Below are 14,219 nucleotides of genomic sequence, written 5' to 3'. Positions count from 1 at the left end.
ACGGCAGCTCACTCGTCGAGATATGGTTTCTCGATCTGTTGGTCGCCACCAATGAGTGCCGTCAGCCATCGCGTGACGATGTCGAACAACGCAACGAGTGGCCTCAGTACGCGTTCGACGTACGAGATTGGGCGGGCGACACGGAGACTCCACGACTCTGCGTGGCCGAGCCCGTAGGATTTCGGCACGATTTCCCCGAACACGAGGACGAGCACACTCACACACAGTGTTGCGATCACGACGGTGTATCCGGGGGGAATGAACCGTGCAACCAGCAGTGTGACGATGCTAGTGATCGCGATGTTGACAAGGTTATTGCCGACCAGCAGCGTGACGAGGAGTCGGTGCGGGTTCGCGCGGAGTTGCTGGAGTGTGCGGCTGTCTTTCGTACTGTCTTCGGTCGCGGGCTGCATATCATCCGGGAGCGAAAAGATCGCTGACTCACTACTGGAAAAGAACGCACTCAGCAACAACAGCAGCACGACAGCGACGAGCGACGGTCCCAAAATCGAGTAGGTATTCATACCACATTCGTACGCTGGTGGGAGTATGAATATCGGTGGTTGAGTGGTGGCGCGTTCGTGTCCGAGTCGACTGGCCCGACCGAGACCGACCAAGCCTGAGCGCTGTGTGTTCCTGTTCCTGTGTCGGTCAGTGCGGACTCCCGCTCACTAAGGAGTTGACTCCTCCACGCCAGGGGGCGCGAAAGCCGTCACTCACTCAGTGCGGCAGGCAACGTGAGCGACACAACGGTTCCTCGAGGGACGTTTTCGTCGATTGAAATACTGCCCCCTAACTGTGTCATCAGCCAATTGACCATCCACAACCCGGTTCCCCGACCATGCAGGAGGGGTTCTTCCGTACCCATCTCGAGAACCTCTTGTTCCATCTCCGGAATGCCCGGGCCTGTATCTGCGACCTGAATACGAACTCGCTCGTTGTCGACTCGGGAGATGGAAACCTCGACTGTCGGTGACGCGTCGTGAGTATGGACAATTGCGTTCTCTATGAGTTCAGTAAGCGCCATCTCGAGGGATTCTTCGTTTCCCTTCACGCCGACTGCTTGTTTTTCGACGTGAATACTTGCAGTGGGATACTGGTCGGTGAACTTCGAGACGAGTCGATCGACAACTGTCGGGACATCGACGTAGTACCGCACCGGACCACGTTCTAACACACGACTCAGCTGCCGGGCATTTTCAGCCAGCTCAACCAACTGCGTCGCGTTGTCAGCAATCTTCGAAAGCATGCGACGACTATCATCAAGTGGAAACGAAGCCGTTTCAGCGAGGTACGTCTCAAGTGGATCGAGTGCTTCCAGTTCTTCTGCCAGTAACTCTGCGTTCCCAATGACGACGCCAAGTGTGTTCCTAATATTGTGCCTGAGAACCCGACTCAACACCATCAACCGTTGGTCACGGATTTTTCGGTCAGTGATATCCTGGATCACGCCCCTGAGAACGGTGGTCTCACCACGTTGTACCCGATCGCCCTTACAGTAGACCCATCGCTCACGTCCTTCGGCAGTAATCAACCGGAGTTCAACACCATACGGTTCGCCGGACGTCAGGCACTGTTGGACCACCTTCTCGATTGTTTGTCTGTCCGCTGGATGGATGAACTTGAAGGCATCCTCTACTGTCGGGTTGTACTCCGGCGAGACATCGTGGATTTGTCTCGTCCCCTGTGTCCACCACAGGTCGTTCGTTTCGGGTATCAGTTCCCACCCACCAATGTCGGATACGAGTTCTGTCTCGGCAAGGTGCTCTGTCGCTCGTCTGAGCTGCTGCGCTGTGTGTTTTTTATCAGTTACGTCTCGCCCAACACCAATCAGACGCTCCGGGTCGTCTCCCTCATCGTAGGTCACTTCCCCCTGTGCAGCGACCCATCGCTCTGTGTCATCGGCAAGGCGGAACTCGGTCACGTAGTGCCCGGTCTCTTCAACTGCGACCTCCAGTGCGTGAACGATGCGCTGTGTGTCTGTCGGATGAACCTGACTCAAAAAGTCATCAAGGTCGGCGATATCTTCGAACACAGTCTGCGAAGGAGGATACAGCGAGACAGCATCCGCAGAAATATCCCAGTCCCAGATGACGGTATCTGTAGCCTGGAGGGCATATGCCATAATCGAGGCCGAGTTATCGCTCAGTCTGTCGTTTGTTGACGATTCACTCTCAAAACCTGTCATGAAGGTTATGTGGACTGCACAGCACTTCAATATTATCCAAGAATACCAGAGCGGAATGAAACTGGCACCAGATGATGTCGGCCACGCGCTGGCGGTTGGACGACGGGTGAGACAAGAACCAGCCACCGGGTCCGGTCATTCACACACAGAGCGACGAACGCTCACGGCGGAGCGCCGCGAGCGATCTCAGGTCGTCGTGTAGAACAATCGCTGGACGTCGACGATGTTGAACACCCCGTTTCCGGTGACATCGAACCGCTCGCGTTGCTCGGTGACCACCTCGCTATCTCGATGGGTGAAAATCGCCTGGACGTCGGAGACAGTGACGGTACCGTCGCCGTTGACGTCTTCGTACACGCCGTCACCATCGGGGTCGGTCGGCGGTGATTCGAAGTCGCCGACCGGGTCGAGTGCGGCGAGTGAGACAGTATCGCCCGTCGTCGAGGAGACGGTGATTTCGTCGCCTCCCTCGGTCGAGACGTTCGCATCCGAGACGCTGACGACTGCCTCACCCTCATCGATGGTCGCCCCGGTTTCGAGTGTGACCGTTGCGAGCGTCGAGGACCCGCTGTCGGTCGATGTCCGGCCGACAACGCTCACCCGCGCTGTCGTGTTGTTGTTACTATAGACGGTGTCAGCGAACGCCGGCGACCCGGTGGTGTTGACTGCCGTTATCGAGAGCCCCGACGCCTCGGGAACCGAAATCGTCGCCTCGTACGCACCGATGTCCGACGAGACGTTTCGCGCAACGAGTTCGGCTGTCGTCGTGCTGTTCGGTCCGACGGGGGCATCGACAGCGGAAATCGCGAGGTCGACTGTCGGCGCAGTCGGCTCGTCGCCGACGGTGAGGGTTTGGGTCAGGTCCGTCTGCGCCCCCGTGTCGTCACTCGCCGACACATCCAGTGTGTACTCGCCGTCGTCCGTGTTGACGTATCGCGTCGTGTAGACGTACGTCGACCCGTCTTGTGTCTCCGAGAACGCATCGAGCGTGATCGTCTCTTGGTATACCGTCTCGGTGCTCGCGAGGACGGCTTCGAGCGAGTCGAGTGACTCATTCGCCGTGACCGTGAGGACGAGGTCACTATCGACCAGTTCGGTCGTCGCGTTGAGCCCGAGTGGCGTCGGTTCGTCGGTCTCGGAGCTCTCGATATGTATCGAGCCGTTGTCGACGGGGTAGTTCGCGTAGTTCTCACCGTTGGTGAACAGTTCCGGGTTTGTGACTTCTATCGGGCTTGTCGACCCGTTCGCACCGGTTGTTTCGAACGTGAGGTTCACCACGGGGTCCTGAAGATAGCCGTCACCCGTGTTCTGGACGCTGAAAAACGCCGTCCCGTTTTCGGTGTCGGTTTCATAGAAGACCGCATGCTCTTCGGCCGTCACACGCTGCAATTCCACGACTGACGGATCGTACGCCACGTTTCCTGCATAGTACACGCCGCCCGAAGCGGGCGACGTCTGCGCTTGGACAGTCACGTCCGTCCCCGTCGGTACCGTTGCGTTCCCGACGGTGAGTCGGAGGTCAGACGCGGTCGCAACGGTGACCGGATAGGTCACCTCTCGTGTCGTCCCATTGCTGGTGACCGTTGCAGTCGCAGTATAGCGGCCGGGGGTCGCGTTCTCCGGCACTCGGAACGCGAATCGTGGATCGGTATACGACCCCGGGCTGAGTTCGTCGAGTTGCCACGAGTAGTCGCTCGTGTTCCATGTTCCACCGGCGGCGTCGGTATCGGTGACCGTCTCACCGGGGAAGTCGGTGAACGCAAGCGAAACCGACGCGGATTCGTCGCCCTCGTTTGTGATCCCGGTTGGGAGTTCCGCGATCCCACCAGGCGGAGCTGTCGCTCCTCCCGGAACAACATCCAGCGTTGGTTCGGAATCCGTGACGGTTATGGCCGCTGTCTGGGTGACAGTCGAGTTATTGATTTCGACGGGGGTGCCGACAGTCGCGGTGTCGGCGTCGCTTCGGTGCAGCATCGCGACGAGCGTCGTGTTCGTCGTGAGTGCATCGAGTGAATCCGATGACGACGCGTCCACGCCCAACCGCACCGGAACGTCGCTGTGGGTACCCGGCGAGAGTCTCGTGGAATTCCCGATCGGTGCTGAAAGCGTTCCATCGGCAGTCCGCTCGTGGACGACCACGTAGAACGGGTCGCCCACTGTCGTCCCATCGTCGGTCACTTCGTACGTGGCGGACTCGACGGTGACCGTCGTGGTCCCGGCCGGAACCGTCTGGTCCGCAATACTGATCGCGGCGGTCTGAGTGTCGCCGCCTTCGTTGTCATCAACAGACGCAAGATAGCTGTCGCCACCCACCCCGACGAGGTCCGGATACGCACCCGACTCAACCTGCCACGTCTCGGCGAAGTCCAACGCAGTCAGGTTCGACGTCGCCGCCTCGCCCGTCATTGCTGCGGTCGAAAGTCCCACGCTTCCGTTGCCTGCCGCCGCAGAGGTCGCTTGCCCGGACGTCTGTTCGTTCCAGTACGACTCCGTAACCGAACTGCCGTAGTACAGGCCGCCGACGAGCCCGCCGACAGTTGACTCTCCAGTAACGTTCGCCGTCGCGTACGAGTTCGCGACAACCCCGCTTTCGTAGTTGCTCGATCCAACGAGCCCGCCGACGTAGTTCGTGCCGGACACGCGGCCGTGAGCGTGCGTCGCGGTGATGTTCCCCGAGTTATACCCGACGAGGCCGCCAGTCGCGACGCTCGTGTCGTCGACCGTCCCGACGACGGTCGCGTTCACCGCCGCGCGTTCGATCGTCCCGGGATTCTGTGCGGCGATGCCACCGACGTACGTCCCACCGGTGATACGCCCTGAGACGACCACATCGCTGACGGTTCCCTCGTTTTCACCAACGAGTCCGCCTGCGCTCCCGGGGCTCTCTACTGTGACCGTCGCATCGACGTGTTCGACCGTACCGCCGTCGGTGGACGCTACCACGCCGGCGACGGTCCCGGTTCCGGTCACCGACCCGCTGACAGTCACCTCGCGGATGACGGTGTCTGTTGCCGACCCGACGAGGGCGGCCGTCGTGAAGTCGCCAGTGATGGTGGCGTCGGTCAGTCGGAGATTCGTTATCGAACTCTCCGAGGCGTAGCCGACGAGCGCGACGCCACTCGTCGACGGCCGGTCGATCGTCAGCCCCTCGATCGTGTGATTCGCCCCATCAATGGTGCCCGTGAACGGCGTCGCGAACGTCCCGATGGGTTCGAATCCGGAGCCGTTGTTCCACGTCGCCGTCTCGGTCGCGTCGATATCCGACCCAAGCACGTAGTGGGCATCGGGGTCGTCGCGAACTGCGGTCAGTTCAGAGGCGTTGGTGATGACGTACGGGTTTACTTCGGTTCCGTTTCCGCTCTGTATTGCGAGTGTCGTCCCTGTTGTGTCGAGACTCGATTGTTCGGTGGGCTGTTCTTGGTGGGTAACTGTCGTTGCGCCTGCAATCGGTGCGGTGGCCATGAGCCCGCACAACAAGAGTACAATCGTACTCTGTGTGAGTTTGTGTCCCATTATCGGATTAGCGTCGTGTCTGTTGGTCCCGTGTTCGACAACTCCCTTCGTCGCGGCACCGTACGCGTTCGTACTCGCTGTGAACCGGCTGCCCCGACCTCACCGGTTGTTGATACGTTTTGTATATGTAAAGTTGTGGGACACCACAGGGTCTGGGTGGTTGTTGCGTGGTGTGGCAGTTGTAGGGCTGTGAGACCTTCAGTTGGTCGAGCGGGTTGTCTCCGGTGTTTCCAGTGCGCTGCCACGAACGCCGATCTCGGTAAACGACGTCGCCGCGTTCGAAGACGAGTTTCGGCCGTTATTGGATCGGCCGAACATATATCTGAGTGAGTCAACAGTTATGTACCAACAATGACTGAGGGCCGCCGGTCGAGCGAAGAGCACTCGGTCGAATCCGAGCAAGATCAGTACATACAGAACCTCGAACAGTATCGACGCCGCTTGGATGGCGCGATGTTCGCGGGTGATCTGGCTTGGTGGGAGATGGATGTCGAGACGGGGGCGGTTACCTTCCACGAGAACAAGGCAGACATGCTCGGATACTCACCCGCGGAGTTCGACCACTACGAGGACTTCACTGAACTCGTCCATCCCGACGACTACGAGGGGGCGATGGATGCAATGCGGGATCATCTCGAAGGTCGGGCTGAAAGATACGACACCGAGTATCGGATTCAAACCGCGTCCGGGGAGTACCGCTGGTTCCACGACGTCGGCGGAATTACCGAACGACGTGACAATGGAAGCCCGAGGAAAGTCACCGGGGTTGTCATCGACATCACTCGCCGGAAGACAGTCGAACAGAACCTCCGTGAGCGGAACGAACAACTGTCGCTCCTCAACCGCATTGTCCGCCACGACATCCGTAACGACATGAGCGTCATCCAAGGGTGGGCGGACGTACTTCAGGACGAACTGTCTCCCGAAAACAGAGACATACTTGCCCGGATACAACGGGCCAGCCGACACACGACCGGGCTCACGGAGGACGTCCGTGACCTGATGACCGTACTCGGTGAGGAGGGGACGACTGTCGAGTTACAGCCAGTCGACGTAGTCCGTGTTATTGAGGACGAAGCCGAGCGAGTCCGCCAGACCTTCGACGACGCCGAGGTTCAGATCCGAAGCGAACAGTCGAGTGTCGACGTCCGGGCGAACGCGATGTTGTCATCGCTTATTGGAAATCTCTTGAGCAATGCGGTCCAACACAACGACGAGAGCGCGCCAAAAATCACGATCGACACCGTCGTTCAAGATGAGTCGGTTATCGTGACCATTGCGGACAACGGCCCGGGGATACCGGACGAACAGCGAGACCGGATTTTCGAGCAAGAGACGAAGGGTCTCAACAGCGATGGAACGGGGCTTGGGCTGTATCTAGTGGGCACGCTCGTCGACATCTACGGGGGAGAGATATCGGCAGCTGACAACGAGCCAAAGGGAACGGTATTCACGATCCGCCTTGAACGCGCGCCGGAGCGCTGACATGGTTCATTCAGGAGCGATCGACGCCGCCTGCTGAAGCTGGAGTTCGACCGTCGTTCCGGACGAGGTCGGTGGTACCTCGATCTCACCATCGAGGTTGGTGAGTATCCAATACACAAGGACGAGTCCGATACCACTTCCGTGGTCGAGTGCGGTCTCAGTAGCCCCAGTCAGTACTCGGCGTTCACCTGACGGCAGGCCCGGCCCATCGTCACGAATCTCTATCGTCGTTCGATCTGTCCCGCGATTGACCTCCACAGCGATTGTCGGATCTTCTCCAGCGTGTTCGGCCGCGTTCGTGAGAAGCTCTGAGACCGCATCAGATAGTTGTGAGTCTGCGAACGACATCGCTCGGTCGGGTACACTAAGCGAGATGTCCACTGAGTGGTGTCTCTCACGGACATCGCGTACCGCGTCCTCCACTTTCGGGACGATATCTATCGGCCGTGCGACTGGAACGGATCGCGTCAGCGTTTCCAATTCTCGAGCTTTCTCGGCAACTGAAAGCAGTTCGGCGGTCGTCGAATCGATGGTCGAGGCTAACTGCGCCGTCTCTCCGGACGTTCGTTCTTCCAGCAGCCGTGCAGTTCCCTGAACCACGTTCAAGTCGTTCCGGAGATTGTGGCGCAGGATGCGGTTGAGTACTGAAATCAGGCGGTCTCGATTGGTGAGATCCTTCTCGTGATGGGCTCCTTCGAGTCGTTTCTGCAGTACCTCTCCAGCTAACTCGATGAAAAACTGTTCGGCCTCGGAGAACGAGCTCTCTCGCGGCTCCGATCCAACGAAACAAACCGTTCCGTACGGCTCACCGAACACTTGGATGCGTATCCCCAGATACGTATCTAGCTGGTGGAGTTGGTACGCGTGGTCGTCTGCTCTGCCTTGGTTGCCGGCGTCGTGTAACGCAAGCGGCGTCGACTGGTGAATTGTGCGCCGGCAGTATGAATCACTCAGCTTCGACGTGAGGCCGGCAGGATACGGACCTTCGGGAGCATCCGTTGATCCAATTACTTCCCACCGGTTTTCGTCTTCATCGATTTCGGTGATGTGGCCATGGTTGACGCCGAGGTAGTTCGCTCCAATCTCGATTACCTCATCGATGGCCTTCTTGCTTGGAATACTGCGATGTAAGAGCGAATAGAGCTGGCTTCGTGCTTCCTCACCGGACAGGGAAGGGGATCTCTCAGTACGTGTCACTAACGAATTTCCTGCTACCAGTACTAGTGGTGTGCTAACACATAAGGCTGGTTCCGTCTCCACCGTTTGGGACGAACGCAGCGCTGCTGCGGTTAGCGACAGGACGAACGGAGGCATTGACCCAGCGGCGATTGGGGTCGGATTCGGCGTCGCACTCGGCTTGGTGCTGGACACGCTTGTAGTGGGCATCGCAACCGGCGTGGCGCTCGAGACGGGGCTGGGCGCGGGGTGTGTTTCATATTGACCCAACCGTCGTTTTGGTAGTGTGGCGACACACTAGGCTTTTCACCAAGTGGTTCTGGTGGTCAGTCATGAGTAGTGACCCGGTGGACGCTGAAAGCACGGTGTCTGGGAACCAAGCGACGATTCCAGCACGGATTCGTCGAGAACTGGGGATCGACGATGGGGATCAACTCCGTTGGCATCTCGAAGAAGACGGAAGTATTCGAGTCCGGGTTGTCCAACAACGGAGTGGAACGTTTGCGGACTTCGATGGCTATGACGGTGACGAAGAAACGGACGCCGACACGGACCATGACGGGTGGGGTGTCAAGACAGACTGACTTCTCCCACGACTGAAGTCGTGGGACACTGACTCGGTGGCTGTATTTCCCCAACCCAGTCGTCGCAGTTAGTGCGTGAAATCGGGCAGGTCGCGGTTCTCGAACTCATCGGGGTTGAGGCCAAGTTCTTCGAGGTCATCGTCGGTGAGGGGTTCACCAGCTCCCTCGTAGAGAACAAGAACCTCCGCAAGTTGCGAGAGTGCTTCCGCCCGGGTGTCGCCACCACGTGCGAGATCGGTCTCGGTGTCGTGGGCGGTGATGCTCCCATCATCTTCGCGGACGAACTCAACTCCGTTGGGGTCGCCGTCCCGGGTCGCACTTGCCATACTGAACTCGAATCGATCTCAGAGGATAAGCGTTCGGACGGTGAAGAGACCCGTGCAGACCCTTCCTCAATCCCGTTCCCAGGGGCAGGCGTGACTGTTCAACTCTCGAGAGCAGCAACGACGTCAGAGAGATCGAAGAGGCGGAGGTCATCACGCTCGGCTGCTGCTTCCTCGACGGAGCGTTTGAACCCAGAACGACTGAACAAGGCGAATTCATACGTCGGCTCACCACCGCCGGTGGGTGTCCAATCGATTTGCTCCACGTCGTCTTCGAGGTCCGCGAGCACGTCATAGCCGAGGGGAGCGTTGGTGAATTTCGCTTCGCCAGCGATCAGCGTTGACTCGTCGGTTGGTGCAACGACATCTATCTCTTGGCCCTTGTACCACCACTGGCTTGGCACTCGTGTGAGCTGGTAGTCTGCATAGAGCGCCGGTACTGCCTGGTGACAGAGTGATTCAAACGTTTCGCTGACGAAATCGGGTAATTCCGGTTCGATGAGATCCGCGTAGGCGTTCTCGCCGTAGAGTTCGTACTGTCCCTCGCGGCCGTAGAGATACCGAAAGTAAAACCGAAATACGGGATCTCGAAGCCGGTACCGAGTCCGCTTGCTGCGCGCCGGATCGGCGAGTGCCGGATGATGTTTCTCGATGATCTGGAGGGTTTCCAGCCGGTCGAAGTAGTACGACGTGTTGGTGCTCTCGATACCGGCACCCTGAGCGATCTCGTTTCGACTGCGGTTCCCGCTGGCCATCGACTCCAGAACCGAGAAATACGTGTTCACATCGTTGAGCTCCATCTGGAGGACGGTTTCGGGTTCGTCGTGGAGTGGACCATCCGGGTCGCACAGCAGCCGCGTGATGTTCTCTCCGAGGCTCTGTGATGGATCGAGCGGGCTGAGATATCGGGGTGTGCCGCCGAAGACGCCATAGACGAACACCCGTGCTTCGGATCGTACGTCGGCACGAACTCTTGGATGGAGCGAAACGGCAGCTGGGTGAGTTCGAGGCGGCCATTCGGTGTCTGAGAGACCCGACCGTAGAGTGGCGCACCACCATCGAGGACGTGGGTGTGAATCATTCCGATTGCAGAGCCTGTGAGTACGAGTGTTGCCTGACTCTCACCGACAGCTGTATCCCACAGGTGTTGAATGACCGAGGGAAGCCCCTCGTTCGATTCGATGAGGTACGGGAATTCGTCGATGACGATGACTGCGTCTTTGTCGGTGAGGTATGTTATGAGCGGTTCCCATTCCTCTTTGACGGCCGTGATGTCTGGGTAGGTCGGCGCTGCTGCCTCGACGAATCGCCTGAGCTGTGTCGTCGCTGTTCCTTGGACTGCCTGATAGTACACAGCATCGTTGCGGTCGGCAATCGATTGGCGGACGAGTTCGCTCTTGCCGATCTGGCGGCGACCATAGATGATTGCAAGCTCTGCAGCACCACTCTCATAGAGGGCTTGCAACCGATCGAGTTCCTCGAGACGATTGACGAACTGGTCCATACCACCATGTCGTGGCGGATGGTACATATGTGCTCCGAAGTTAGTAATTGAACTATAATAGTTTGAGCTATAATAGTTCAACCTCCAACTTCATGGGTCAATCGCAATGGCGAACCCCCACGACCGGGGTTTCGTCACACACCGTGCTCGAATTGAATCCACCGCTTAAAACTCGGTTTGATGGGCGTCTGAGCCGATATTGAGAGGGTGGCGCGTCTCGGTAGATTTCATTTCGATCTGGGTGAGGGTGGCGTTCTAGTCGGTCATAGACTCGGTACCGCACTCGATTGTCGACACGAGGATACCGTCTGCAACCGTGGGAGGTCCACACACCTCGCACCGAGTGACAGACTGGCGAGCGACAGCGTTGTGACGCCCGCAGTCACAGAACTGCACACACAACGCGGGCCAACGAGGACCGCATCGCCGGCCACGCAAGAACGACTGTGAGGCCGCAGCCCCTGACGAGGTAGAAACGAAAACGATCACCCTCCAATGTGTTCCGAGTGTTCTGTTTCTTTATATGGTGCCACACACCGTTTTGCGAGTGTTTTCGTTACGTCCTGGGAAGTCGAAGGCGTTCCACTACGAAGGTGTCTGCCCACACCGTGATCGAAGTAAGCTCCCACGCCCCGAAGAGCGTGGCATTCAGCGTGGACTCCCGTTCTAACTGCTCAAGACAGTAGGTGAATACCCACCATTCACGTTCAACATCCCGCTGTTCAAGCGCACGCCTACGGGTGCGCCTCCACGACCAGACTTTTGCTGGTCGCGGAGATACTTCAAGCCGATATTCTTCGCCGCGTTGTAATCTGCGTGAACATCGTATCCACACTTCAGACAACCAAATTCGTCTTGACCGTTGGTGTGTGGCCGATTATCCTCGTGGGTGAATCCACACTTTGAGCAACGTTGGCTCGTGTACGCTGGATTAATCTGCTTCACCACAAGTCCTGCAGACTCGGCTTTGTACGTGACGTACTCGAACAAGCGGTGGAACGCCCACCTGTGCACCGCTTTCGCGTGCGACAGACGCTCGCGGATACCCTTGAGTTGCTCGAACACGATATGCGTACAGTCGTTCTCAAGAGCTTCGTCGACCAGTTCGTTCGAGATAGTGTGAAGCATCTGCTCGAAACGCCCAGTTTGCTTGCGACCGACTCGTTGGACGGTTTCGTGTGCCCACCGAGTCCCGGTCTGTTGAAGCGAGCCACGACGCTTTTCGTATTCGCGGTGCCAGTGGTTGAGTTTGCCACCGCTCCAGAATCGTCCGGTTGAGGTAGTTGCGATGTTTGTGATGCCGAGGTCAACACCAAGGACGGAGACGTGCTTGGTATCACCTTGTTCGGCATCATCGTTCTCCACGGCGGGCTGTGTCCGCACGTGAAGGTAGAAACAGTCCTCAACCTCGTCGTAATGGAGTGTGGCACCTTTCACGTCGTAGTCATCGTTGAACAGGTACGCCGAGTGAGGCGTCTCACGCTGTTCATCTGGAAGGACAAACTCTGCGGTGACTCGCCCGTCGATGGTGGCGAGTGTGCAGTGGTCGTCGTTGATGGTGACAGTTCGGGCGTCATAGCTGGCGAACCGTGACGTGAAGTGTGGTTTCGACGCGTTCTTGCCGTTCTTCCAGCGCTCGATGACTCCTTTGACGGCTTCTGCGGCTCGGTTCCGTGCGGCTTGCACGAGGTTGGCTGGGAGTGGAGAGTCGTCTCGAACGTCGTAGTACGTGAGGTCGTGGAGTTTCTGTTTGCTGGTGAGTTTCCAGTCTGGTTCCCACGCGACGTCTACGACATAGTTGGCGGCGTCGAGGAAGTTGTCGGTTGTCTGGTGAAGGAGGTCCGCGGCACTCTCGTCCACATCAAGTTTGATGGGAACGGTTCGAGTGCTTGAGTCCTCCACCATCTGTACTTCATATGAAGTAGGTTGTATTTATAAGTATTCGGGTTGGTGTTGGGGAGTCTGACTGCCATCGAGGAAGTTGGTGTAACGGGTTGTCGGCTTTCTCCCACACCTAACGCTGCGGGTTTCCGCCTTGCAGCCATTATGAAAACGGACGACGGCGATACGACCGGGGATGGAGGTGATGGGGACCACGGTCAAGACTCCGAGACGTCGATTGTCGACGATATTCTTGACGGCGAGAGCACGACGGTCTTTCGGAACAAGCAGTTGGTCGACCCGAATACCATCGTCGACCACGACCGCATCTACGGCCGTGACGAACAGTTAGCGGCCGAGGCCCGTGCGTTCCGCGACACCCTCGATGGTGAGCGTCCACCGGACCTACTTCTGTATGGGCCAAGTGGGACCGGAAAGAGCCTGACAGTAAAGGCTGTCGCGGAGAAGGTCAAAGACAGAGCAAAACAGAACAGTATCGACTTCGACTTCGTCTCGGTGAATTTCAAAACGATGGAGTCACACACCCTTGACCGCGCGGTCTGGAAACTTGGCCACCAGACCGCAACGAAAGCGGGTGTTGCGTGGGAAATACCGCGCAAGGGTGTTTCGACGGATGCGAAATACGTGCGCCTCTACGAAATCGTCGATGAACACTTCGATTCGCTCGTGTTCATTCTCGATGAAATCGACGCACTTACCGGACGTTCTACCGAGCCGGAACCGGCGTACTCTCGACTCCTGTATAGCCTGAGTCGTGTCATGGCCGAACAGCACGTTGAGACGCTTATCTCGACGGTCGTCATCACGAATCATCCGAAGTTCCGCGAAAACGTCGACAGCCGAACGGACAGTTCGTACAACCCGAACGGGATCCATTTCTCTGATTACGACGCAGACGAACTCATTGAGATCCTCAATCGGCGACGTGACGCCTTCAAAGAAAACGCACTCGACGAGGGCGTGATCGAACTCGTTGCTGCCTATGGTGCGAAAAACGAGGGTGACGCACGTCGTTCAATCGACCTGCTTCGAGACGCAGGTGAGCTTGCGAATCAAAACGGCGATTCGGTCGTCACCGCCGAGCACGTCCACCGTGCTAACGACTCTGTGTTGAAGAATCGCGTCCTCGAGATCGTCGACGGAATGACCGTCCAAAAGAAGCTGTCTCTGTACGCCGCAGCGATTGTCGCGGACGTCAACGGCGGCGTTGCACCGAGTCCAGCAGTCTACAGCATTTATCAGATGCTCTGTAACCGCTCGTCGCGAGATATCTACACCCAAGAGACCGTCAACAGCCACCTCAACAAAGCAGGCACGTATGGTGTCCTCGAAAGCAATCGCACGAGTGGTGGGTTCAAACGCGGCGTCTATCTGCAATTTGCGTTCTCCGAGCCTGTTGACGCAGTCCTCGATACCTTAGAGGAAGACACTCCATTTGCCGGACTTGACTCCTCGAAACTCCGGTCGGCAGCCAAGCGGTTTCTCGCGAACTCGTCTCGGTGAGTGGGGGAACAGCGATTCGAGGAGAGCCCACGACTGCAGTC

The 14,219-nt window shown here is 58.0% G+C and carries 9 protein-coding genes and 1 pseudogene; 3 read left to right on the top strand and 7 right to left on the bottom strand.

Annotated elements, in window-relative coordinates; genetic code table 11:
• Positions 1–8 precede the first annotated feature (8 nt).
• From ATB1_RS13860 to ATB1_RS23425, 3 genes are all read right to left on the bottom strand, one after another.
• On the bottom strand, positions 9–524 hold the full coding sequence (locus ATB1_RS13860; RefSeq protein WP_052368002.1) for a DUF21 domain-containing protein: 516 nt from the start codon (positions 522–524) through the stop codon (positions 9–11).
• Between the two features lie 188 nt (positions 525–712).
• Positions 713–2,218 carry a PAS domain-containing sensor histidine kinase gene (locus ATB1_RS13855; protein WP_241768247.1) on the bottom strand — a complete coding sequence of 502 codons (1,506 nt, stop codon included), beginning with the start codon at positions 2,216–2,218 and terminating at the stop codon, positions 713–715.
• A 156-nt stretch (positions 2,219–2,374) separates the two neighbouring features.
• Positions 2,375–5,701 (bottom strand): dockerin type I domain-containing protein, encoded by a 3,327-nt coding sequence (locus tag ATB1_RS23425; protein ID WP_241768246.1) that lies wholly within the window; start codon positions 5,699–5,701, stop codon positions 2,375–2,377.
• A 351-nt stretch (positions 5,702–6,052) separates the two neighbouring features.
• Here ATB1_RS23425 and ATB1_RS13840 point away from each other — a divergent pair, with 351 nt between their 5' ends.
• The gene (locus tag ATB1_RS13840) at positions 6,053–7,186 is read left to right on the top strand and encodes a PAS domain-containing sensor histidine kinase (protein WP_052367998.1); all 1,134 of its coding nucleotides are present in this window, start codon (positions 6,053–6,055) and stop codon (positions 7,184–7,186) included.
• A 6-nt stretch (positions 7,187–7,192) separates the two neighbouring features.
• Here ATB1_RS13840 and ATB1_RS20905 read toward each other — a convergent pair whose 3' ends face one another.
• Positions 7,193–8,383, bottom strand: coding sequence for a GAF domain-containing sensor histidine kinase (locus ATB1_RS20905; RefSeq protein ID WP_157837749.1), 1,191 nt, complete (start codon positions 8,381–8,383; stop codon positions 7,193–7,195).
• A 311-nt stretch (positions 8,384–8,694) separates the two neighbouring features.
• Here ATB1_RS20905 and ATB1_RS13825 point away from each other — a divergent pair, with 311 nt between their 5' ends.
• The gene (locus ATB1_RS13825) at positions 8,695–8,946 is read left to right on the top strand and encodes an AbrB/MazE/SpoVT family DNA-binding domain-containing protein (protein WP_042664593.1); all 252 of its coding nucleotides are present in this window, start codon (positions 8,695–8,697) and stop codon (positions 8,944–8,946) included.
• A gap of 68 nt (positions 8,947–9,014) precedes the next feature.
• Here ATB1_RS13825 and ATB1_RS13820 read toward each other — a convergent pair whose 3' ends face one another.
• From ATB1_RS13820 to ATB1_RS13810, 3 genes and pseudogenes are all read right to left on the bottom strand, one after another.
• Entirely contained in the window at positions 9,015–9,272 is a 258-nt protein-coding gene (locus ATB1_RS13820) for a hypothetical protein (RefSeq protein WP_042664591.1), read from the bottom strand.
• Positions 9,273–9,370: 98 nt separating this feature from the next.
• Positions 9,371–10,773, bottom strand: a pseudogene (locus tag ATB1_RS13815) (ATP-binding protein).
• Positions 10,774–11,439: 666 nt separating this feature from the next.
• Positions 11,440–12,678, bottom strand: a complete 1,239-nt coding sequence (locus ATB1_RS13810) for an RNA-guided endonuclease TnpB family protein (protein WP_042664589.1) — start codon at positions 12,676–12,678, stop codon at positions 11,440–11,442.
• A gap of 141 nt (positions 12,679–12,819) precedes the next feature.
• Here ATB1_RS13810 and ATB1_RS13805 point away from each other — a divergent pair, with 141 nt between their 5' ends.
• A complete protein-coding gene (locus ATB1_RS13805) occupies positions 12,820–14,178 on the top strand; it encodes a Cdc6/Cdc18 family protein (protein WP_042664586.1) in 1,359 nt (452 codons plus the stop codon).
• Positions 14,179–14,219: the final 41 nt, after the last annotated feature.

The sequence above is a fragment of the Haloferax sp. ATB1 genome, from assembly GCF_000730175.1.
This window is presented reverse-complemented; position numbering and strand designations above follow the sequence as displayed.

Coding starts and splice junctions, on each gene's coding strand:
- ATB1_RS13860 (WP_052368002.1), bottom strand. CDS start 524: ATGAATACCTACTCGATTTTGGGACCGTCGCTCGTCGCTGTCGTGCTG.
- ATB1_RS13810 (WP_042664589.1), bottom strand. CDS start 12,678: ATGGTGGAGGACTCAAGCACTCGAACCGTTCCCATCAAACTTGATGTG.
- ATB1_RS13820 (WP_042664591.1), bottom strand. CDS start 9,272: ATGGCAAGTGCGACCCGGGACGGCGACCCCAACGGAGTTGAGTTCGTC.
- ATB1_RS23425 (WP_241768246.1), bottom strand. CDS start 5,701: ATGGGACACAAACTCACACAGAGTACGATTGTACTCTTGTTGTGCGGG.
- ATB1_RS13825 (WP_042664593.1), top strand. CDS start 8,695: ATGAGTAGTGACCCGGTGGACGCTGAAAGCACGGTGTCTGGGAACCAA.
- ATB1_RS13840 (WP_052367998.1), top strand. CDS start 6,053: ATGACTGAGGGCCGCCGGTCGAGCGAAGAGCACTCGGTCGAATCCGAG.
- ATB1_RS13805 (WP_042664586.1), top strand. CDS start 12,820: ATGAAAACGGACGACGGCGATACGACCGGGGATGGAGGTGATGGGGAC.